Here is a 22,050-nt window from a genome sequence, read left to right as displayed (position 1 = left end):
TCCCATGGTTCGCGTGACTATCACGCCTTGGCTTGATAGCGCTCGGCGACGACCGATTGGCGAATCTCTGACAGCAAACCTTGGCGGGCGGCCTGCAGGGCATCCCAGCGGGCGGCGTCTTGCAATGGCGGAATGGTCACCGGCTCGCGACGATCAAAACCGACCAGCGCAGCATCGACCAGCTCGTCCACGCTCATGATTTCGCTCAGGGTATTGATGTCGATGCCCGCGCGATCCCAGATTTCCGTGCGGGTGGCCGCTGGAAGAACGGCTTGCACGTAGACGCCTTTGGACGAGAGCTCGAGGCTCAGCCCTTGGGATAGAAACAGCACGAACGCCTTGGTTGCACCGTAGACGCTCATGCCGAATTCCGGTGCCAGACCCACCACCGAGGCAATGTTGATAATCGCGCCGTTACCGGCGTGTGCCAGGCGTGGCGCGATGGCGCTGGCGAGTCGCACCAGGGCGGTGGTGTTGAGCGCGACCAGGTTGGTAACGCTGTCGATGGATTGCTCAATGAAGCTGCCGGACAGGGCGGCGCCCGCATTGTTCACCAGGATGCCGATACTGGCGTCATCACGCAGGCGAGCTTCGACGGTGGTCAGGTCGCTGGTTTGAGTCAGGTCGGCCTGGATCACGTCAATGGAAACCGCGTGTTTCTCACGCAGCCGCGAGGCCAATGCGTCCAGCCGGCTTTTGTCGCGGGCAACCAGCACCAGGTTGTGCCCACGTTGGGCAAAACGCTCGGCGTAGGTCGCGCCAATGCCTGTTGAGGCGCCGGTAATCAGTACGGTTTCTGGGGTGCTCATAGGTAGATGCTCTTGATTGTTCAGGATGATCAGAGACGGCGATCCGCGCCGCACAGCCGCAGAGACATGTGCGGGTGGTTTTATGATGTCGATCATAATCAAAGGTGTCAATAGTTTTGATTATGAACGACATCAGAGTATGATCAGGCCATTGTTCAGGAGTCGCAGGGGCGCGAAATGAAGATCACCAAGACGCAATCACTCGCCAACCGAGCTCATATTGTGGAGACGGCGTCAGAGCTGTTTCGTGAGCGTGGCTATGACGGTGTGGGTGTGGCAGAACTCATGGCTACTGCGGGTTTTACCCAGGGAGGCTTCTACAAACACTTTGGCTCCAAGGCCGATCTGATGGCCGAAGCGGCCGAAAACAGCCTGGCCAAATCCCTGTCGAGTACCTGCGATCTCGACGTGCCGGAATTTGTAAACCTGTACGTGTCCAGGGACCACCGAGACGGCAGGGGAGCGGGGTGCACCCTGGCAGCCCTGTGTGGTGACGCCGCCCGTCAGTCCGATGATCTGAAGGCGACCTTTGCCAGTGGCGTTGAAAACACGCTTGCAGCACTCGAGGACAAGTACACGGCGGGTGTGGATGTCACCAGGCAAGAGGCCCGCGCGAAAATGATCGACCTGCTGGCCCATGCAATCGGTGCGGTCATGCTGTCGCGGGCGTGTCCGGATGACTCGGCCCTGGCGGATGAAATATTGGAAACGTGCCGCGCTGAGATAATGGCATCCCTGCCATCGAGTAAAGAAAGCAGCGCATGAGTGGCAAGATGGGCGCTGACTGATACGTCCAAGATGGCAAGATGAACTCTGCTCAGGTTTACTGTCTCTGAGTAGTGGTTTTACCGACGTCACCCGTCGGGTCATCTAGGTCATCGAATGGATAAATACACCCCCCACACCTGGGAACCCCACGAGCGCCCGAGCCTGCCCGGTTCGCCGTCGACGCCGTGGCACCCCACCCACAAGCGCTGGCTGTATGCGCTGGTCGGCGTGCTGGTGGCAATCACCGGTGGCCTGGGCAACGCGCTGGTCATCGCCAACCTGCAATACCTGCAAGGCGCCCTCGGTGCGACCACCGCGGAAATGGCCTGGCTGCCCGCCGCCTATGTGATGACCAACGTGTGCATGAACCTGCTGCTGGTGAAGTTTCGCCAGCAATTCGGCCTGCGGGCGTTTACCGAGGTGTTCCTGGTGCTGTACGCGCTGGTGACCTTCGGCCACTTGTTCGTCAACGACCTTAACTCGGCCATCGCGGTGCGGGCGGCCCATGGCATGGTCGGCGCGGCGCTGAGTTCGTTGGGCTTGTACTACATGATCCAGGCGTTCCCGGCGAAGTGGCGGTTGAAATCCCTGGTGCTGGGGTTGGGCACGGCGCAATTGGCCTTGCCGCTGGCGCGACTGTTCTCCGAAGACCTGCTGCAAATTGCCGAGTGGCGTGGTTTGTACCTGTTCGAACTGGGCATGGCGCTGATCTGCCTGGGCTGTGTGTTCCTGCTCAAGCTGCCCCCCGGCGACCGCTTCAAGACCTTTGAAAAACTTGATTTCCTCACCTTCGCCATCCTCGCCAGCGGCGTGGCCCTGCTGTGCGCGGTGCTGTCCCTGGGGCGTATCGACTGGTGGCTGGAGGCCCCTTGGATCGGCGTGGCCTCGGCCTGTTCCCTGGTGCTGATCATGGCCGGCCTGGCCATCGAACATAACCGCGCCAACCCGCTGCTGATGACGCGCTGGCTGGGCAGCGGCACCATGATTCGCCTGGCGCTGGCGGTGATCCTGATTCGCATGGTGCTGTCGGAGCAGTCCACCGGCGCTGTCGGGTTCATGCAGATGTTGAACATGAGCTACCAGCAGATGCACACGCTGTACGTGGTGATGCTGGTGGGGGCGATTGCCGGGTTGGTGGTCAGTGCGCTGACGATCAACCCGGCGCACCTGCTGATGCCGCTGGTGATTTCCCTGGCGCTGATGGCCACCGGCTCGGTGATGGACAGTTTCTCCAGCAACCTCACGCGTCCGCAGAACCTGTACATCAGCCAGTTCCTGCTAGGCTTCGGCGGTACGTTCTTTCTGGGGCCTACCATGGTGCTGGGGACCAAAAACGTGTTGGCCAACCCACGTAACCTGGTGAGCTTTTCGGTGATGTTCGGGATTTGCCAGAACCTCGGCGGCCTGATCGGCGCGGCCTTGCTCGGCACCTTCCAGATCGTGCGCGAGAAGTATCACTCCAGCATGATCGTCGAGCACCTGACCTTGCTCGACCCGCGTGTGGCCGCGCGGGTGCAGAGCGGCGGGTCGGCCTATGGCGGTATCGTCGCCGACCCGGAACTGCGCAACCTGATGGGCATCCGCAGCCTGGCCACCGCGGCGACCCGTGAGGCCAATGTCATGGCCTACAACGATGTGTTCATGCTGATCGCGATTATCGCGATCCTGACCATGATCTGGATCTTTATCCGCAGTCTGTGGCTGATGAGCACCACTAAAGCAGCCACTCCCGTTCAACCCAGCGGCGCTACTTCATGACCGAACCGACCACCACGACCACCAACGCCATCGCCGCCACCCCGGAAGGCACCACGCCGCCCGGCGCCACGGTCACCGAACCGCGCTCATTGCGCGTGCGCATCCTCTCGTCACTGGGCTTCGCCGCGATTGCCATCGTCGGGGTGCTGATCGTGCTGTATGCCTGGCAACTGCCGCCGTTCAGCAGCGCGGTGGAAACCACCGAGAACGCTCTGGTGCGTGGCCAGGTAACCATCATCGGCCCGCAGCTCAGCGGCTATGTGTTCGAGGTGCCGGTGCAGGACTTCCAGTACGTCAAGGCCGGCGACCTGCTGGTGCGCCTGGATGACCGCATCTACAAGCAGCGCCTCGACCAGGCGCTGGCGCAACTGGCGGTGCAGAAGGCTTCGCTGGCCAATGTGGTGCAGCAACGCAACAGTGCCGAAGCCACCATCAAGCTGCGCCAGGCCGCACTGGTGGATAGCCAGGCCCAGGCGCGCAAAAGCACCGCCGACCTGCGCCGCAATGAAGAGCTGATCAGCGACGGTTCGGTGTCCAAGCGCGAGCTGGACGTGACCCGCGCCGCCAATGCGCAGACCATCGCGGCGGTGGCACAGGCCCAGGCGAGCCTGGAAATTGCGCGGCAGGATTTGCAAACGGTGATCGTCAATCGCGGCTCCCTGGAAGCGGCGGTCGCGAGTGCCGAGGCCGCAGTGGAGTTGGCGCGTATCGACCTGTCCAACACCCGCATCACCGCGCCGCGTGACGGGCAGCTGGGGCAGATTGGCGTGCGTCTGGGAGCCTACGTCAACTCCGGAGCGCAGTTGATGGCGCTGGTGCCGAAGCAGCTGTGGGTGATCGCCAACATGAAGGAAACCCAGATGGACAATGTGCAGGTCGGCCAGCCGGTGACCTTCACCGTGGATGCGCTGAACCACCGCAGGTTTCACGGCACGGTGCAGCATATTTCCCCGGCCACGGGGTCGGAATTCAGCCTGTTGCAGGCGGACAACGCGACGGGCAACTTTGTGAAGATTGCCCAGCGCGTGCCGGTAAGGATTACGGTGGACCCGGATCAGGCTGAGAGCGAACGGTTGCGGCCGGGGTTGTCGGTTGTCGTGAGTATCGATACGGCTGGGCGCCTGAAAAACTCCCCACCTTGAGCAAGCTCGCTCCTACAGGGGGGTGTATTTCAGGTTGAAATTGAGTTGGACCGACTGATTGTGTTCCAGCAGTTTCAGGCCCGGCCGTCCCGTCAGGTGATGAGCATTCACCGGATGACTCACCGGCTCGATGCAAAAGAACCCCAGCCCCGGCGGGCAGTACAGCAGAAAGTAGTCGGCCCCGCTGGCCTGGCATTCCAGCGCATAGCCCAGGTCCGGCTGTTCGATCCGGCAATACCCGTCCCACTGGCAAAACCCGTTGTCCACCAGGCCTTCGGGCAGGGTATTCAATACCTGGAAATCCCACTCGCCCGGCACCGGCGTCAACCCGGTCGGCAGCTTGGACGCGTCACTCATCCACACCTGCGCAGCCCTGGCCTGCAACCGGGTACCCGGCCGGCGCGGAAAGTACGGATGCAAGCCCACGCCATGCCACGCCGCTGTTTCGGCCAGGTGCGTCACCCGCAGCTCGATACTCAACGCCCCGTCGATCAAGCGAATCCGCTGCTCGGCGCGATAGGCAAACGGCGTGTCACAGCGTACTTCCAGCACTGCTTCATCCGCCGACTGGCTGACCACCTGCCACGCCTGTTGCCAGGCCGAACCGTGAATCGGCAAAGGATCGGTCAGGCTGTTGGGCGTGAGCGCGAGCCAACCGTCGGGGTTGTCGAAACCGCCGTGGGCAATGCGGTTGGACCAGGGCACCAATGGATAGCACCCCAGCTTGCCCGGCAAACCGGTATGGATCGCCTGCTCATCGTTATGGCGCAGCAACGGCTGGCCGGTGGCGCGCACGGACCAGTTGACGATGCTGCCGCCCACGGCCGGATTCAAGGTGAGGTGGGTCAGGCTGTCTTCAAGTTCAATCATCACAACACCACGCTTGGCAGCCATAGCGACAGCGCCGGAATGTACGTCACCGCAATCAGCACCAGGAACAGCACCGCGTAGAACGGCAGCAGCGCCTTCACGGTCTTCTCGATACTCACCTTGCCCACCGCCGCACCCACGAACAGCACCGCACCCACCGGCGGCGTAATCAAGCCAATGCCGAGGTTGACCAGCATGATCATGCCGAAGTGCACCGGGTCGACGCCGATACCGAGCACCACCGGCAGCAGGATCGGCGTGAGGATCAGGATCAGCGGCGCCATGTCCATCACCGTGCCGAGCAACAGCAGCATGGCGTTGATGCACATCAGGATCACGTAGCGGTTGTCCGACAGGGTCAGGAACAGGGTGGTGATCTTCGCCGGGATCTGCATCAAGGTCATGATGTAGCCGAAGCTGGCGGCGAAGGCGATCAGGATCATCACGATGGAAATGGTGCGCACCGTGCGGTGCATCAGCTTGGGCAGCTCGCTCCATTTGTAGTCGCGGTAGATGAACATGGTCACGAAGAACGCCCACAGCACCGCAATCGCGGCGGACTCGGTGGCGGTGAAGATGCCCGACAGGATGCCGCCGAGGATGATCACCATGGCCATCAGGCCCCACAGCGCGTCGGCGCAGATTTTCAGGGCCTGTTTCAAAGGGATGACTTCGCCCTTGGGGTAGTTGCGTTTTTTCGCGAAGATCAGGCACAGCACCATCAGGCACGCGCTCATCAACAACCCAGGCACCACGCCGGCCATGAACAGCGAGGCGATGGACACCGTGCCGCCCGCCGCCAGGGAGTAGAGCACCGAGTTATGGCTGGGCGGGGTCAACAGCGCCTGCACCGAACCGCTCACCGTGACTGCGGTGGCAAATTCCCGTGGGTAGCCACGGCGCTCCATTTCCGGGATCAGCACCGAGCCGACCGAGGCGGTGTCGGCCACCGACGAGCCGGAGATGGCGCCGAAAAACGTCGAGGCCATGATGTTCACCAGCGACAGGCCGCCGCGCACAAAGCCCACCAGCACCCCGGCAAACGCCACCAGCCGGCGCGACATGCCGCCCTCGGCCATGATCGCCCCCGCCAGCACGAAGAACGGAATCGCCATCAGCGAAAACTTGTTCACCCCGCCTGCGACCTGAATCATCAGGGCCTGGAACGGGATGTCGATCCACCACGCGCCAATCAGCGCCGACAAACCCAGGGCGTAGGCCACCGGCATGCCGATCAGGATCAGGGCGATAAAGCTGCCCAGCAGAATCAATGCGTCCATATCAGGCAGCCCCTTCGCTTTCTTCCACCAGGTCGAAGCGCACCACGCGCCGGTTGCTCTGGTCACCGAGCAGGAGTTTTTCCACCACGAAGATCAGGGTCAGCAGCCCGCCAATTGGAATCGGCATATAAGTGATGCCCACGCGCAGGGTCGGGATGGCGCTCATGAACTGGTTCCAGGTCGACAGGCACAGCTTGGTGCCCCAGATGGCCATGAACAGGCAGATGGTGCCCATCAGCAGTTGCGAAAGGATGCCGACGATGCGGCGCTGGGCGGGCGGCAGGCGGTCCGTGACCATGGCCACCGACATATGTGCACCGGCGCGGTAGCTGGCGGCGGCGCCGATAAAGGTGAACACCAGCATCAGCAGGATGGCGGTGGGTTCCGGCCAGCTGGAGCCGGTGCCGAGGATGTAGCGGGCGAAGATGCCCCAGGGGATGATCAGTGCGACGCCGAGAACCGAGAGGCCGGCGACCCAGATGCAGGTCATGTAGATGCGGTCGTTGATGCGCAGCAGTAGATTCTTCATGGCGTTCACCGTAACCGGGCGCGTCGGTGCAGACCGCGCCGGGCCTTTTGCGAGAGGCAGGAGAGGTTATTGAACGGCGTCGATGCGCGCGATGATGTCGGCGTAAGGCGCGCCGTACTTGGCGCGAACCGCTGCGGTGGCGTCATAGAAGGGCTTTTTGTCGACGGTGATGAACTCGACACCGGCCTTTTTGAGTTTTTCCTCACTGCTGGCGGACTTGGCATCCCACAGCGCGCGTTCATCGGCCTGGGCGGCCTTGGCGGCATTTTTCACCATGACCTGTTGCGCCGGGGTGAGCTTGTTCCAGGTGATTTTCGACATCACGATGGGCTCAGGCAGGATCAGGTGCTCGGTGAGGGTGTAGTACTTGGCGTTCTGGAAGTGGTTGTGTTCGAGCATGGTCGGCGGGTTGTTCTCCGCGCCGTCGATCACTCCGGTCTGCAGGGCGCTGAAGATCTCGCCGGTGTCCATGGCAATGCCGTTGGCGCCCATCGCGTTGAAGGCATCGATGAACAGCGGGTTACCTTGCACACGGATCTTCATGCCCTTGAGGTCTTCGATCTTGCGCACCGGCTTCTTGGTGTAGAGGTTGCGCGTGCCGCCGTCCATCCAGGCCAGGGCCACCAGGCCGAACTCGGAGTCGGTGATCTTGGCGAGAATCTCGTCGCCGATTTCGCCATCGATGACCTTGCGCATATGCGCCTGGTCGCGGAACACGAACGGCAGGTTGAACACGTTCACGTCCGGCACCACTGGCCCGACGATGCCGAGGCTGACGCGGGTCATCTGCACGGCGCCGACCTGGGCCTGTTCGACCACTTCTTTCTCGGAGCCCAGCACGCCACCGGGGAAGTATTTGAAGGTCAGTTCGCCGTTGCTTTCCTTGGTCAGGGCCTTGCCCATGTTTTCTTCGGCAACAACGGTGGGGTAGCCGGCGGGGTGGATGTCGGCGAATTTGATTTCCAGCGCGTGGGCGGCGCTGCTGAGGGTAAAGACTGCGACGGCGAGCAAGGTGCGTTTGAAGTCCATGGGAGTCACTCCTGTGTTGTTATTGTTGTATTCAAGGCACAGCGATGCAGCTAGAGAGTAAACGTCGGTTCAGGCAGTCCTTGGACGCCGGGGTTGAGGGCGAACACGCCGCCGGACACTGACTGTTCACTCTGGTCGTCACGGATCGAGGTGACAAACAGGGTGTCCAGGCGGCTGCCGCCGAAGGCGCACATGGTGGGTTTTTTCACCGGTACGCTCAGGGAGCGGTCCAGGCGACCATCGGGGGTAAAACGGTGGATCAGGCCGGCGTCGTTGGCGCAGATCCAGTAGCAGCCATCGGCGTCCACGGCGGCGCCGTCGGGGCGGCCGAGGTGCTGGTGCATATCGACGAACACGCGACGGTTGGACGGCGTGCCGGTGTCGATGTCGTAGTCGAAGGCCCAGATCTGCTGCACCAGCGGGTGCGAATCCGAGGCGTACATCGTGCGGCCATCGGGGCTGAAGGCCAGGCCGTTCAGGGTGATAAAACCCTCCAGCTGGGCATGGGGTGCTGAACCCGATGCATAGCGATAGAGGATGCCTTCGGCGGCATTCGCGCCCATGTTCAGCACCATGCTGCCGGCCCAGAAACGTCCTTGGCGATCACAGCGGCCGTCGTTCAGGCGCATGTCCGGGCGTGGGTGCTCGACGCTGGCCAACGGCGTGGTGTCGAGGCTGCCGTCGTTGTGCGGCGTGAGTTGGAAGAAACCGGTTTCCATCCCGGCGACCCAGTTGCCCGCGGTGGTGCGGGCGATGCAGGCGAGCATCTGCGGGGCTTTCCAAGCGGCAACGTTGCCGGTGGCGGCGCTCCAGCGTTGCAGGCCGCCGTGGGGGATGTCCACCCAGTACAGGGCGTTTTCCTCGGGCACCCACACCGGGCATTCGCCCACGGCATTGCGGGCGTCGACGATCAATTCAGCAGTCATGGCAACTCATTCCCTTGGGTGGGTGTGAACTCAGTCATCGAATGGCCCGGCGGCGCAGAACGCGCCACCCTGATAGACCTTGGCCGGGTCATCGGCGGCCACCGGTGGCTGGGCTTCGACCTGGGCGCGGAAGACTTCGGAGCTGTCTTTCGGGGCGTAGCCCAGGTGTGCGGCGTAGCGGTTGTCCCACCAGGTGTCGAGGTTATCCGACATGCCGTAGACCACGGTGTGGCCGACGTTCGGCGTATACAGCGCGCGTTCGAGCAGTTGGGTCAGGTCATCGAAGCTCAGCCAGGTGTGCATCATCCGGCGGTTCTGCGGTTCCGGGAACGAGGAGCCGATACGGATGCTCACGGTCTCGATGCCGTAGCGGTCGAAGTAGAAACTCGCCATGTCTTCGCCGTAGGACTTGGACAGGCCGTAGTAGCTGTCGGGGCGGCGTGGAGAGTGGGCGTCGATGGTTTCGGTCTGCTTATAGAAACCGATCACATGGTTGGAACTGGCGAAGATCACGCGCTTGACCCCATGACGGCGCGCGGCTTCGTAGATATGGAAGGTACCGCTGATATTGGCGCCGAGGATCTCTTCAAACGGACGCTCCACCGATACACCGCCGAAGTGCAGGATGGCGTCGACGCCTTCCACCAGGTGGTGCACCGCTTGTTTGTCGGCGAGGTCGCAGGGCTGGACTTCTTCCGAAGCATCGGCTGCCGGGGCCATAGTGGCGATGTCCGACAGGCGCAGCACCTGGGCGTAAGGACGCAGGCGCTCGCGCAGGACTTTGCCGAGGCCGCCGGCGGCACCGGTGAGCAGCAGACGGTTGAAGGGCGTGGAGGTGGTCTTGGTCATGGGGATTCCAAATTTTTGTTGTAGGTTGTCGTATGACTATGCCGAAGTATTGGTAGGGATCCCCCAGGTTGTCAACGTTCTTGCGGACAGAGTGCGGAGCAAAATGTGGGAGAGGGCTTGCCCTCGATGAGGGCATGCCAGTGAATGCATCTGTTACTGACCCACCGCCATCGGGAGCAAGCCCCCTCCCACAGGGGATTTTCTGGGGCTGGGAGACTAGGTTCTACAGCAGGGAGAGTGGATAGCTGATAAAGATCCGGTTTTCGTCGAACTCGTTGGTGCTGAAATCCCGGCGCATGGTTGCGTTGCGCCATTTCACGTTGAGGTTCTTCAACGCACCGCTCTGCACGGTGTAGGCCAGCTCCGATTCGCGTCCCCATTCCTTGCCATCGGTGATCGCCCCGGTGTGCACGTTACTGCCGCTGATATAGCGGTTCATCAGGGTCAGCCCTGGCACACCGAGCACCACGAAGTTGAAGTCATGCCGTACCTGCCAGGATTTTTCCTTGGCATTGTCATAACTGGAGTTGTAGCTGTCGTTGGCCAGGGTGCCGCCGCTGGTGCCGTTGACGCGCATCCACACGCTGTCGCCGGTGAGTTTCTGCAAGCCAACGTAAAAGGTGTTGCCGCCGTATTTGGCCGAGAGCAGGGCGAACACGGTTTTGTTGTCGAGGTCGCCGGCCAGGGCGCTGCCGTCTTCCTTGCCGTTGAAGAAACCCAGGTTGGCACCCAGGGTCCAGTCGCCCACGGGCTGGCTGTGGGTCAGGTTGACGTACTGCTGCTGGTAGATATCAGTCAACTCGGCGTACCACACGCCGACCTGGGTGCGCTTGTCGTTGAAGGTGTATTCGCCGCCGCCAAAGTTGAAGCGATCAGAGGTGAACGCGGCTTTGCCGTTCATGAACATGTCTTCCATGCTCGCGTCGTTGCGCGGGCTGTTGCCGCGAAACTGGCCGCCGTAGAGAGTCAGGCCGGCGATTTCGTTGGACGTCACCTGGCCGCCACGAAAGGTCTGGGGCAGCGAGCGGCCATCGTCGGAGCGCAGGATCGGCAGCACCGGCATCCACTCGCCGACCTTCAATTCGGTCTTCGACAGCCTGGTTTTCAGCGCCACGCCCAAGCGCCCGAAGTTATCGGCGGGGCGGCCGTCATCGTGGATCGGCAGCAACTGGGTGCCGCCGGTGCCTTTGCCGCCATCGAGCTTCTGCGAATACAGCCCCAGCACATCAATGCCGAACCCTACGGTGCCCTGGGTGAAGCCGGACTTGGCGTCGAGAATAAAACTCTGCGTCCACTCTTCGGCCTTGCCCTGGGGGTTGTTCGGGTTGGTGAAGTTGCGGTTGAAGTAGGCGTTGCGCAGGTTGAGCGTGGCCTTGGCGTCATCGACGAAACCGTCGGCGTGGGCGACGAGGGGCAGGGCGAAGGCCAGGCTGCCGAGACCGATAAGGCTGATACACGACGAGGAATTACGGGCGAATTGACTCACAGTGACGCTCCCTTTCATTTGTTGTTTTTATTAGTTGTTATACGTCGTCGTACAACGTTGAGGCGGATATTTGCGGGGTTTTCGTGGAGTGTCAAGCGGAAGTTATGCGATGACTGGGTGTGGGTTGATCTAGAACGGGCACCGCCCCTCCCACATTCAGCCCGCCAGGACCATCGGCGGCAAAGTGCCAAGGAGTGAAACGGCAGCTACTGCACAAACACCGAGCAGCCATTCCACCATCACGCTGGCCTTCAAGCTGCCCAGTCGCTGTTCTCCGCTATCAAGGCGCAACCGGTTCAACAATGCCAGCGCCAACATGCCCAGCACCAGCATCACCTTGATCAGCAGAATCAGGGCAAAACCACTGAACAAGGGGGTGGGCCACAGCTGCCCGGTGAGTACGCGCACATTGATCAGGCCGGTCACCAGCAAACCGGTGACCAGGCCATAACCCACGCCGCTGAAACGACGCAGGACCGGCGCCAGCTCAACACCGTGTGGCGGCCTGAGGATCAATACCAGCAGCAATAACCCCCCCAACCATGCGCCAACGCACATCAGGTGCACCACCTGGTTGAGGATCAACAACTGCCCGCTCAGCCCATCGAGCATGGCGCCATGGCCGACCGGGGCCAGGGTCATCAGCAACAGCGTGATCAACGGCAGGCGCGGGGCCTTCCACGCGGTCGTCAGGGCAATGACCAGCAAGCCATTCAACATCAGGTGCCAGGTCCACACCTGGCCAAAAAAGGTCTTGCCCAGCACCAACTGCACGGTCGACAGTTCCAGCGCCGCCGGCCATGAACCGGCCATGCTGGCGGTAATCAACCCTAACCAGATCATCCCCGACGCGAGGGCCGTCCACGCCAGCCCGCGGGTGATGCGCAACAATTGCCGGTCCAGCAGCGGCTGCGGTTCAGCGCCCAGGAGCCAGGGTCTGAATACACAGGCCCCGAACATCAACAGCACGACGCTGAAATGCACGAACCGGCACAGCACCAGCAGCGTTGCCATGGGTTATTGGCCGACCTTGAAGCTGTATTCACCGTTGCTTTTGTGGGTGTCGACCGACACCGCATTCCACACCACTTTGTAGTTACCGGCCGCGAGCGGTGCGGCAGGCGTCACCACCAGGGTTTTCTTGTCGGCGTCCGGGGTTTCCAGGCCTTTGATGGCGATTTCGGTGCCGTCCTTGCTCAAGGACACTTTGGTGAAGGTGGCTTCGACGCCTTCGCTGAAGGTCAGGCGCAGATCGGCAGGCGCGGCGACGCTGCTGTCTGCCGCAGGCGTGGCGCTTTTGAGATGAGCATGGGCAAATGCTGCGGAGGCACCCAGGAGGGAGGCGAGCAGGGCGACAGTGGTCAGGGTTTTCTTGATCAACATTGTGCAATACCCATCAATGGTTAGGAGCGGGCAGTGTACGAAGTTTCGACTGCGCCTGTCGCCCCGATCTAGAGCGGTGGTAGTCTTTGGGTCATGTCTTTGTCAGGGAGCCCTTATGGGCAATCACAAGAGCGGAATTCGCCGGGTCAACGTCGAAAAAATCCTGCTGGCGGCGGAGAAGATCTTCGCCGAAAAGGGCTACGGCAGCACCGCCATGGCCGATATTGCCGAAGAAGTGCAACTGCCGCGCTCCAACCTGCATTACTACTTCACCACCAAGAGCGAGCTGTACAGCGCGGTGCTGTTCGACCTGCTGGAAGTGTGGAAGCAGGACGCCCTCAGCTTCGAGACCTTCGATGACCCCCGGGTGGTGCTCAGCAGCTATATCCGCGCCAAGATGCAACGCTCGCGCACACGGCCCTATGGCTCCAAGGTCTGGGCCAACGAGATCATCCACGGCGCGCCGACACTCGGTGAGGCCCTGGATGAGAGCCTGTACGACTGGGCCAAGATGAAGGAAGCGAAAATTCGCCAGTGGGTGGAAGACAAACGCATCCTGCCGGTGGAGCCTTCGAGCCTGCTGTACATGATCTGGGCTTCGACCCAGCACTATGCCGACTTTGACCACCAGGTGAAGATTTTGAATGATCACCAGCCGTTGTCGGATATGCAGTTCGAGAAGGCGATCCAGACGGTGACCAGTGTGATTTTGCGTGGGATTGGGTTGGAGCCTTGAGTATTGTGGTGGGGCTTAGGGCCTCATCGGGGGCAAGCCCCCTCCCACATTTGATGTGTGGTGTGGGAGGGGGCCCCCGATAGTGGCCTGAAGGACTACACCGCCTCTCGATAGGGATTCCTCGGATCCTGCGTCCAATTCAAAAACGGCTTGCCCGTGTCGATAGGCACCATCTCGATGCAATCCGCCACCGGGCAGGTGATCTGACACAGGTTGCAGCCCACGCACTCATCATCGATCACTTCGTATTTATGCGTGCCGTCCGCCTGTTTCAGGCTGGCGATGGCCTGGTGCGAGGTATCCTCACAGGCAATATGGCAACGCCCACAGCCAATGCACGCCTCTTGGTCGATCTTGGCGATCACCTGGTAGTTGATGTCCAGGTACTTCCAGTCCGTGGTGTTGCCCACCGCCCTCCCGGAAAATTCTTGCAGGCTGGTGTAGCCCTGGCTGTCCATCCATCGCGACAGCCCATCCTTCATCTCCTCCACGATGCGAAAACCATGCAGCATCGCCGCCGTGCACACCTGCACCGCGCCGCAACCGAGGGCGACGAATTCAGCGGCGTCGCGCCAGTTGCCAATGCCGCCGATCCCGCAGATCGGCAGGCCCTGGGTCTGCGGGTCGCGGGCGATTTCGGCAACCATGTTCAGGGCAATCGGCTTGACCGCCGAGCCGCAATAACCGCCGTGGGTGCTCTGGGTGCCGACCATCGGCAGGGCGACCATGCGTTCCAGGTCCACGCTGGTGATGGAGTTGATGGTGTTGATCAGCGACACCGCGTCCGCACCGCCGCGATACGCTGCCCGCGCCGCCACACGGATGTCGGTGATATTCGGCGTGAGCTTGACGATCACCGGCAGCGAGCAATAGGTCTTGCACCAACGCGTCACCTGTTCCACGTACTCCGGCACCTGGCCCACCGCCGCCCCCATGCCGCGTTCGGGCATGCCGTGAGGGCAGCCAAAGTTCAGCTCGATACCGTCGCAGCCGGTGGCTTCCACCAGGGGCAGGATGTTTTTCCAGGATTCCTCAACGCAGGGCACCATCAGCGACACGATCAGCGCGCGGTCGGGCCAATCCTTTTTCACCTGGGTGATTTCCCGCAGGTTGATCTCCAGGGAACGGTCGGTGATCAGCTCGATATTATTGATGCCCAGCACTTCACGGTTGGCGCCGTAGTGCGCCGAGTACCGCGATGACACATTGACCGCCGCCGGGTCTTCACCCAGGGTTTTCCACACCACGCCGCCCCAGCCCGCTTCAAACGCACGCACCACGTTGTAGGCTTTGTCGGTGGGTGGCGCGGAGGCCAGCCAGAACGGGTTGGGGGCCTTGATACCGGCGAACACAATCGAGAGATCGGCCATTACGCAGCCTCCACATTCAGCATGAGTTGGGCGTGCATGGCTTCGGCGGCCAGCTTGCCGTGTTGCACCGCCTGCACGGTGAGGTCCTGGCCGAGGCTGACGCAGTCGCCGCCGGCATAGACCCCAGGGATGCTGGTGCGCAGCTGTTCGTCGACGAAGATACGCTCGCCGACGCGGTGCAGCTGTTGCGCCAGGGGATCGTGCAAGGCCTCGCCGTCAAAACCCTGCCCGATGGCCTTGAAGATGGCATCGGCGGCCAGTTCGAAAGTTTCTCCGGTAGGGTGCAGGCGCCCGTTTTCCAGGCGGGTGCGGGCGAAGCGCATGCCGCGTACGTGGCCCTGGTCGTCGAGCAGGACTTCTTCGGGTTGGGCCCAGGTCAACAGGCGCACCTGATTGGCCTTGGCGATGTCCTGCTCATGGTGGGTGGCGCCCATGTCGGCCAGGCCACGGCGGTAGACGAGGTTCACATCACGGGCGCCGAGCCGGGCCATTTGCACGGCCATGTCGATGGCGGTATTGCCGGCGCCGAGCACGATGCAGCGGTCGGCCAGGGGCAGCTGGGTCAGGTCGTCGGCCTGGCGCAGTTCGCGGATATAGTCGGTGGCGGCGAGCAGGCCGGGCGCGTCCTCATGGGGTAAGCCGAGTTGCTTGCTCGCAGCCAGGCCCAGGCCGAGGAACACCGAGTCGAATTGCTGGTGCAGTTCGCTCAAGGTCAGGTTGTCGCCCAGGCGCTGGCCGTGGCGGATTTCGATGCCGCCGATCTGCAGGAGAAAATCCAGTTCCTTCTGGGCGAAGTCGTCCACCAGCTTGTACTTGGCGATCCCGTATTCATTCAGGCCGCCGGCTTTTTCCCGCGCTTCGAAGATCACCACGTCATGCCCGTGCAGGGCTGCGCGATGAGCGCAGGCCAGCCCTGCGGGACCCGCACCGACTACGGCGATGCGTTTGCCGGTCGGTGCGGCACGCTGGAACGGGTGTTCGCTGAAGTGTGCGTTGTCTACCGCATAGCGCTGTAACAAGCCGATCAGCACCGGCGCGCATTCTTCGGCGTTGTTACGGACACAGGCTTGCTGGCAGAGGATCTCTGTCGGGCAGACTCGCGCGCAACTGCCGCCAAGGATGTTGGCCGAGAGAATCTTGTGCGCGGCGCCCTGGACGTTGTCGGTGTGGATATTGCGGATGAACGACGGGATGTCGATTTCGCTGGGGCACGCGTTCACACACGGGGCGTCGTAGCAATACAGGCAGCGCGAGGCTTCCAGTTGGGCCTGGCGCGCGTTGAGAGGCGGCGCCAGGTCGGTGAAATGGCTGGCGAGGGTGGCCCCGTCTTCATGGGGATGGGGGAGGTGGGTCAGGGTCTGGATCACGGTGTTGGCCTCACGGTTTTTTTGGATTGCCTCTAAGTGGGCATTTTTGTTGCCTGTACTGGCCTCATCGGGGGCAAGCCCCCTCCCATATTCGACCGAGTTGTATCTGAATGAATGCGGTCAAGTGTGGGAGGGGGCTTGACCCCGATAGCGGTCTCAGCGCTTCACAGCAACCGGCCTGGAATGCTCCGCCCGCTTGCTCAACTGCTCAAACACCGACGGATACGCCGGCCGTTCCACATAGCGCCCGGCGCCGCGCTCGGCGCGCAGGTCGCCATCGGCCCAGACCAGCTTGCCCTGGCTGATGGTGTGGCTCGGCACGCCGCGCACGGTCTTGCCTTCGAAGATGTTGAAGTCGACCTTCTGATGGTGCGTCTTGGCGGAAATGGTCCGCGTACCTTCGGGGTCCCACAGCACCAGATCGGCATCCGCACCCACGCGGATCGCGCCTTTGCGCGGGTAGAGGTTGAAGATTTTCGCGGTGTTGGTGGAGGTCAGCGCGACGAACTCCTGCATCGACAGGCGTCCGGTGTTGACCCCTTCGTGCCACAGCAGCGCCATGCGGTCTTCGATACCGGCGGTGCCGTTGGGGATCTTGCTGAAATCGTCACGCCCGGCGGCTTTTTGCTCGGCGCAGAAGCAGCAGTGGTCGGTGGCGGTGGTGTGCAGGTTGCCCGATTGCAGGCCATGCCACAGCGCTTCCTGATGCCCGCGTGGACGGAACGGCGGGCTCATCACATAGCCGGCGGCGGTTTGCCAGTCGGGGTGCTGGTAGACGCTGTCGTCCAGCAGCAGGTGGCCGGCGAGCACTTCGCCGTAGACCGCCTGGCCCTTGCCCCGGGCGTAGGTGATTTCATCCAGCGCCTCCTTGGTAGACACGTGCACCAGGTACAGCGGCGTGCCGATGGTCTCGGCGATACGGATTGCGCGGCTGGCCGCTTCGCCTTCCACCTGGGAAGGGCGCGACAGCGGGTGCGCTTCCGGCCCGGTGATGCCCTGGGCCATCAGCTTGCGTTGCAGGTGGTACACCAGCTCGCCGTTTTCCGCATGCACGGTGGGCACGGCGCCGAGTTCCAGGCAGCGTTCGAAGCTGGCCACCAGGGTGTCGTCGGCCGCCATGATTGCGTTCTTGTAGGCCATGAAATGCTTGAAGCTGTTGATGCCGTGGTGGCTGACCAGCTCGGCCATTTCCTCGCGCACCTGTTCGCTCCACCAGGTGATCGCCACATGAAAGCCGTAGTCGGACGCAGACTTTTCTGCCCAGCCCCGCCACTGATGGAACGCTTCCATCAACGATTGCTGCGGGTTGGGAATCACGAAGTCGATGATCGAGGTGGTGCCCCCGGCCAGACCCGCCGCCGTGCCGCTGAAAAAATCTTCACTGGCCACTGTGCCCATGAAGGGCAGTTGCATATGGGTATGGGGGTCGATGCCGCCGGGCATCAAATATTGTCCGCTGCCGTCGAGTTGTTCAGTGCCGGCGGGAATATCCAGGTCCGTGCCAATAGCGCGAATCAGACCGCCTGCGCATAAAACATCGGCGCGGTAACTTTCATCATGGGTAATAACGGTGGCGCCACGGATCAACAGCGACATGTCGAGTTCCTCACAGGCTTGACCGGCTTGTGCCAGTTCTAAGTGTTGTATTGCTACGCGCCGATGGTCGGTTAATTCCTGTCATCGGTGACAGGAATAGAAACTAGCCCGAGTTTTTCGATTGAGCAAGAAGATTTTTTATAAGCTTATGCAGTATTTAATCTATTGATTTATAAGGATAAAAATACAAAATCACCAAAATGTAGCGGTCTCTCACCATTTTGACGCACTTGACAGGTTCTCAATATGAGCAACATTTCTTATTGCAAATCAGACGCTTGAGACATGCCTCTTGACGGGGTCGGTAAATAAAAATAATTGTGGTGCACCAGATTGAGTCCTGACCGTTCGGATAACTGGCGCGTTATTTAGCCTGAGTAGCGCGGCAAGTACCGCAGGCACAATCGGAAAGCTGATTAACATCAGCGAGTTATATAAGCGGTGCGGGTTCGAGAGCGGTTGTCGGCACGGTTATTGAGTGCAGTGGCGGCTGGCCGGACCCGTGATGTCATGTTGTTTACGAGGTACTCCGGCCACCCAGCGTTCAGCGCGGGGTGAGCAACAATAATTCGAAAAAACCGTGGAGCGGCCATGCAACAGAACAGATCGCAAGTTATTGAGCGCAACGGCCTGTACGAACTCGACGCCGGCCCCGACGTCCTCGACAGCCCTCGCTACAACCACGATATGGCACCGACCAAGGTGCACGAACGCACCTGGAACAAGTGGCACATCACCGCGCTGTGGGTCGGCATGTCGATCTGCGTGCCCACGTACACCTTGGGCGGTGTGCTCACCGCGTATTTCGGGTTGTCGGTGGGCGAGGCGCTGATGGCGATTTTGCTCGCCAATATCGTGGTGCTGATCCCGCTGACCCTCAACGCCTTCCCCGGCACCAAGTACGGCATTCCGTTTCCGGTGTTGCTGCGTTCGTCCTTCGGCATCCTCGGCTCCAACGTGCCGTGCCTGATCCGCGCGCTGGTGGCGTGCGGCTGGTTTGGTATCCAGACGATGTTTGGCGGGCTGGCGATTCACCTGTTCCTGGGCTCGATTTTCGAGGGATGGAAGTCCCTCGGCGGCACCGGTGAAGTGATCGGCTTCATGATGTTCTGGTGCCTGAATTTGTGGGTGGTGCTGCGCGGCGCCGAGTCGATCAAGCGCCTGGAAACCCTGTCGGCGCCGTTGCTGGTGGCCGTGGGCATTGGCCTGCTGGTGTGGGCGATGCCGAATGTGTCTCTCAGCGAACTGATGGCGATCCCGCCCAAGCGTCCCGAGGGCGCGAGCCTTACCGGTTACTTCATGGCCGGCCTGACCGCGATGGTGGGCTTCTGGGCCACCTTGTCGCTGAATATTCCCGACTTCAGCCGCTACGCCAAAAGCCAGAAGGACCAGATCCTCGGGCAGATTTTCGGCCTGCCGCTGACCATGTTCCTGTTCGCCGCCCTCGGCGTGATCATGACCGCCGCCTCGGTGAAACTGGTGGGCGTCAGTGTGTCCGATCCCGTGACCCTGATCGGCCATATCCAGAGCCCGGTGTGGGTGGCCGTGGCCATGGCGCTGATCATCGTCGCGACCTTGTCCACCAACACCGCCGCGAACATCGTCTCGCCCACCAACGACTTCCAGAACATCGCGCCCAAGCTGATCAACCGCACCACGGCGGTGATCCTCACCGGTTTGGTGGGGTTGGTGCTGATGGGCCATGAACTGCTGAAAAAACTTGGCTTGATCGTCTCGGATGTGAGCCTGGAAACCGTATATTCCAACTGGCTGCTGGGCTACTCAAGCCTGCTGGGCCCGATCGCCGGGATCATGGTGGTGGACTACTTCATCACCCGCAAACAGCAACTGGACCTGGCCGGTCTGTACCGCGACGACGTGTACCCGGCGTGGAACTGGAGCGGCTTTATCGCCTTTGGCGTGCCGGTGGTGTTGACGTTGCTGTCGTTGGGCAGTGATGCGTTCAGCTGGTTCTACAGCTACGGCTGGTTTACCGGTTCGGCCTTGGGCGGGTTGTTGTATTACGGCCTGAATGCCAGGCGCGGAGCCAGCCCGGTCGTTGTCAATTCATAAGAAATACACGCCTGAGGAGATCCCCATGAACGCTGCCCTTGACGTTCTGCAATCGACCCACCAGCACATCAACCGCGACCGCTTGTGGCAGTCGCTGATGGACCTGGCCAAACTCGGTGCCACCCCCAAGGGCGGCGTGTGCCGCCTGGCCCTCACCGACCTCGACCGCAAGGCCCGCGACCTGTTTGTGCAGTGGTGCGAAGACGCCGGTTGCACCGTGACCGTCGACGGTATCGGCAATATCTTCGCGCGCCGTCCCGGTCGTAATCCCAACCTGCCGCCGGTGATGACCGGCAGCCATATCGACACTCAGCCTACGGGCGGCAAGTTCGATGGTTGCTTCGGTGTGCTGGCGGGGGTGGAAGTGTTGCGTACGCTCAATGACCTCAAGATCGAAACCGAGGCGCCCTTGGAAGTGGTGGTGTGGACCAACGAGGAAGGCTCGCGCTTCCCACCGTGCATGATGGGCTCGGGGGTATTTGCGGAGAAATTCACCCTGGCGGATACCTTGGCCAAGGTCGATGCGGACGGGGTCAGCGTGGGTGATGCACTGAATGCGATTGGCTACGCGGGAACCCGTCCTGAGAGTGGGCACAAGGTCGGTGCGTATTTCGAGGCGCATATCGAACAAGGGCCGATTCTGGAGGATGAGAAGAAGACCATCGGCGTGGTGCTCGGCGCCCTCGGGCAAAAGTGGTTCGACCTGAAACTGCGCGGCGTTGAAGCGCATGCGGGGCCGACGCCGATGCACCTGCGCAAGGACGCCCTGGTAGGCGCGGCAGCGGTGGTGGCGGCGGTCAATGCGGCGGCGCTGGGGCATCAGCCGCATGCTTGCGGGACCGTCGGTTGCCTGCAGGCGTATCCCGGTTCACGCAACGTCATTCCTGGCGAAGTGCGCATGACCCTGGACTTCCGTCACTTGGAACCGGCGCGGTTGGATTCGATGATTGCCGAGGTGCGCACGGTGATTGACGAGACCTGTGCCAAGCATGGGCTGAGTTTTGAAATGGAACCCACGGCTGACTTCCCGCCGCTGTACTTCGACAAAGGCTGCGTTGACGCCGTGCGCGATGCCGCGAATGGGCTGGGCTTGTCGAACATGGACATCGTCAGCGGGGCAGGGCACGACGCGATTTTCGTCGCCGAGTTGGGGCCGGCGGGGATGATCTTTGTGCCGTGTGAGGGGGGTATCAGCCATAACGAAATCGAGAACGCCGCGCCGGATGACCTGGCAGCTGGGTGTGCAGTGCTGTTGCGGGCCATGGTGGCTGCATCGGCAGCCATCGCCAGCGGCAAACTCGCCGCCTGAAATGCGGGTAAAAAATGTGGGAGGGGGCTTGCTCCCGATAGCGGTGTATCAGTTACAGATAAGCTGACTGACCTACCGCGATCGGGAGCAAGCCCCCTCCCACATTTGAACTGTGTTTGACGTTAAATCCAGATGGCATCCCACAGTGGGTAGTCGCCAATCCGCTCGACCAAGCCCGCCCGCAATGGATTTGCCACCACATACCGGGCCATTTTCACCAAGTCATCTTCCTTGCGCAGTGCGCGGTCATGGAAGCCTTCTTGCCAGAGCCGTCCCTTGCGTCCGCTTGCACCATTGACGGTCCTGGTGCTCTTTGACTTCACCTGGCACATCAAGTCCGCCAGCGAGCCTTTTTTCAGTTCAAGCAGCCAATGGAAATGGTCCGGCATAATCACCCAAGCCAGCGAGTTGGCGAGCCCTTGGTACTGCGCCAACCGAAATTGCCAGACCACCAAGCGAGCGAGATGGAAATTGTCGAATATCGGTATGCGTTCGTGGGTGTTGGTGGTGATGAGGTAGATACGGTTGGGTTCGCTGAATCGACCGATGTGCAGGCGGTGTGAAGCGGGTAAATCTGCCATTCCCTGGCCCTCTCAAGATGTGCTTAGAGAGGCTAGATTGGAGAGCAAGAGGTTGATGGGCAGGCTTTTGGCAGCATGTGTCTGGAATGGCGCAATCGGGGTGTAGAACCGTAGACATCGTTTACATCTGAAACCGGGGACATCGTTTACACATTTGAGGCCTGGACGCGGGTCATACCTCGTCCAAGC

Annotated in this window: 20 protein-coding genes; 6 read left to right on the top strand and 14 right to left on the bottom strand. The window is 61.4% G+C overall.

Annotation, left to right across the window (positions count from 1 at the left end):
• Positions 1 to 20 precede the first annotated feature (20 nt).
• The gene (locus FBY10_RS10935) at positions 21 to 809 is read right to left on the bottom strand and encodes an SDR family oxidoreductase (protein WP_145336148.1); all 789 of its coding nucleotides are present in this window, start codon (positions 807 to 809) and stop codon (positions 21 to 23) included.
• A gap of 177 nt (positions 810 to 986) precedes the next feature.
• Here FBY10_RS10935 and FBY10_RS10930 point away from each other — a divergent pair, with 177 nt between their 5' ends.
• The 3 genes from FBY10_RS10930 (at position 987) to FBY10_RS10920 (ending at position 4,477) form a co-directional block, all read left to right on the top strand.
• The gene (locus tag FBY10_RS10930; protein WP_131698157.1) at positions 987 to 1,574 is read left to right on the top strand and encodes a TetR/AcrR family transcriptional regulator; all 588 of its coding nucleotides are present in this window, start codon (positions 987 to 989) and stop codon (positions 1,572 to 1,574) included.
• Between the two features lie 117 nt (positions 1,575 to 1,691).
• Positions 1,692 to 3,335, top strand: coding sequence for an MFS transporter (locus FBY10_RS10925; RefSeq protein WP_145336146.1), 1,644 nt, complete (start codon positions 1,692 to 1,694; stop codon positions 3,333 to 3,335).
• Complete coding sequence (locus tag FBY10_RS10920; RefSeq protein WP_053138529.1) at positions 3,332 to 4,477, top strand: HlyD family secretion protein; 1,146 nt, start codon at positions 3,332 to 3,334, stop codon at positions 4,475 to 4,477. The genes FBY10_RS10925 and FBY10_RS10920 overlap by 4 nt, the downstream gene beginning before the upstream one ends.
• A 12-nt stretch (positions 4,478 to 4,489) precedes the next feature.
• Here the strand turns inward: FBY10_RS10920 and FBY10_RS10915 are convergent, their stop codons facing one another.
• From FBY10_RS10915 to copC, 9 genes are all read right to left on the bottom strand, one after another.
• Positions 4,490 to 5,347, bottom strand: a complete 858-nt coding sequence (locus FBY10_RS10915; protein WP_237683115.1) for an aldose 1-epimerase — start codon at positions 5,345 to 5,347, stop codon at positions 4,490 to 4,492.
• A complete protein-coding gene (locus FBY10_RS10910; RefSeq protein WP_065927003.1) occupies positions 5,347 to 6,627 on the bottom strand; it encodes a TRAP transporter large permease in 1,281 nt (426 codons plus the stop codon). Before FBY10_RS10910 ends, FBY10_RS10915 begins: the two co-directional genes overlap by 1 nt.
• 1 nt (position 6,628) lies before the next feature.
• On the bottom strand, positions 6,629 to 7,156 hold the full coding sequence (locus tag FBY10_RS10905) for a TRAP transporter small permease (RefSeq protein ID WP_090402566.1): 528 nt from the start codon (positions 7,154 to 7,156) through the stop codon (positions 6,629 to 6,631).
• A gap of 66 nt (positions 7,157 to 7,222) precedes the next feature.
• Entirely contained in the window at positions 7,223 to 8,185 is a 963-nt protein-coding gene (locus FBY10_RS10900; RefSeq protein ID WP_131698154.1) for a TRAP transporter substrate-binding protein, read from the bottom strand.
• 50 nt (positions 8,186 to 8,235) lie between these two features.
• Positions 8,236 to 9,111: an SMP-30/gluconolactonase/LRE family protein gene (locus FBY10_RS10895; RefSeq protein WP_145336144.1), complete on the bottom strand. Its 876-nt coding sequence runs from the start codon at positions 9,109 to 9,111 to the stop codon at positions 8,236 to 8,238.
• A 30-nt stretch (positions 9,112 to 9,141) separates the two neighbouring features.
• Positions 9,142 to 9,960, bottom strand: a complete 819-nt coding sequence (locus FBY10_RS10890) for an NAD(P)-dependent oxidoreductase (protein ID WP_145336142.1) — start codon at positions 9,958 to 9,960, stop codon at positions 9,142 to 9,144.
• 223 nt (positions 9,961 to 10,183) lie between these two features.
• Positions 10,184 to 11,446, bottom strand: a complete 1,263-nt coding sequence (locus FBY10_RS10885; protein WP_131698151.1) for an OprD family porin — start codon at positions 11,444 to 11,446, stop codon at positions 10,184 to 10,186.
• Positions 11,447 to 11,602: 156 nt separating this feature from the next.
• A complete protein-coding gene (gene copD / locus FBY10_RS10880) occupies positions 11,603 to 12,460 on the bottom strand; it encodes a copper homeostasis membrane protein CopD (RefSeq protein WP_145336140.1) in 858 nt (285 codons plus the stop codon).
• Between the two features lie 3 nt (positions 12,461 to 12,463).
• Positions 12,464 to 12,829 (bottom strand): copper homeostasis periplasmic binding protein CopC, encoded by a 366-nt coding sequence (copC, locus tag FBY10_RS10875; RefSeq protein WP_053138508.1) that lies wholly within the window; start codon positions 12,827 to 12,829, stop codon positions 12,464 to 12,466.
• 115 nt (positions 12,830 to 12,944) lie between these two features.
• Here copC and FBY10_RS10870 point away from each other — a divergent pair, with 115 nt between their 5' ends.
• Positions 12,945 to 13,565 (top strand): TetR/AcrR family transcriptional regulator, encoded by a 621-nt coding sequence (locus tag FBY10_RS10870; RefSeq protein WP_027606227.1) that lies wholly within the window; start codon positions 12,945 to 12,947, stop codon positions 13,563 to 13,565.
• Positions 13,566 to 13,660: 95 nt separating this feature from the next.
• Here the strand turns inward: FBY10_RS10870 and preA are convergent, their stop codons facing one another.
• The 3 genes from preA to hydA form a co-directional block, all read right to left on the bottom strand.
• A complete protein-coding gene (gene preA / locus FBY10_RS10865) occupies positions 13,661 to 14,935 on the bottom strand; it encodes an NAD-dependent dihydropyrimidine dehydrogenase subunit PreA (protein ID WP_115488543.1) in 1,275 nt (424 codons plus the stop codon).
• On the bottom strand, positions 14,935 to 16,302 hold the full coding sequence (locus tag FBY10_RS10860) for an NAD(P)-dependent oxidoreductase (protein WP_145336138.1): 1,368 nt from the start codon (positions 16,300 to 16,302) through the stop codon (positions 14,935 to 14,937). The genes preA and FBY10_RS10860 overlap by 1 nt, the downstream gene beginning before the upstream one ends.
• A 156-nt stretch (positions 16,303 to 16,458) precedes the next feature.
• Positions 16,459 to 17,898: a dihydropyrimidinase gene (hydA, locus tag FBY10_RS10855; RefSeq protein WP_131698148.1), complete on the bottom strand. Its 1,440-nt coding sequence runs from the start codon at positions 17,896 to 17,898 to the stop codon at positions 16,459 to 16,461.
• A 591-nt stretch (positions 17,899 to 18,489) separates the two neighbouring features.
• Between hydA and FBY10_RS10850 the strand changes: the two genes are divergently transcribed.
• Both FBY10_RS10850 and FBY10_RS10845 read left to right on the top strand, forming a co-directional pair.
• The gene (locus tag FBY10_RS10850) at positions 18,490 to 19,971 is read left to right on the top strand and encodes an NCS1 family nucleobase:cation symporter-1 (RefSeq protein ID WP_131698147.1); all 1,482 of its coding nucleotides are present in this window, start codon (positions 18,490 to 18,492) and stop codon (positions 19,969 to 19,971) included.
• Between the two features lie 25 nt (positions 19,972 to 19,996).
• Positions 19,997 to 21,280, top strand: a complete 1,284-nt coding sequence (locus tag FBY10_RS10845; RefSeq protein WP_131698146.1) for a Zn-dependent hydrolase — start codon at positions 19,997 to 19,999, stop codon at positions 21,278 to 21,280.
• 122 nt (positions 21,281 to 21,402) lie between these two features.
• Here the strand turns inward: FBY10_RS10845 and FBY10_RS10840 are convergent, their stop codons facing one another.
• The gene (locus tag FBY10_RS10840; RefSeq protein ID WP_145336136.1) at positions 21,403 to 21,861 is read right to left on the bottom strand and encodes a transposase; all 459 of its coding nucleotides are present in this window, start codon (positions 21,859 to 21,861) and stop codon (positions 21,403 to 21,405) included.
• Positions 21,862 to 22,050: the final 189 nt, after the last annotated feature.

Origin of the sequence: Pseudomonas sp. SJZ103 (assembly GCF_007828335.1) — a bacterium.
Taxonomy (GTDB): Bacteria; Pseudomonadota; Gammaproteobacteria; order Pseudomonadales; family Pseudomonadaceae; genus Aquipseudomonas.
Note: the sequence above shows the minus strand (reverse complement) of the source record. Positions and strands in the feature narration are given on the sequence as shown.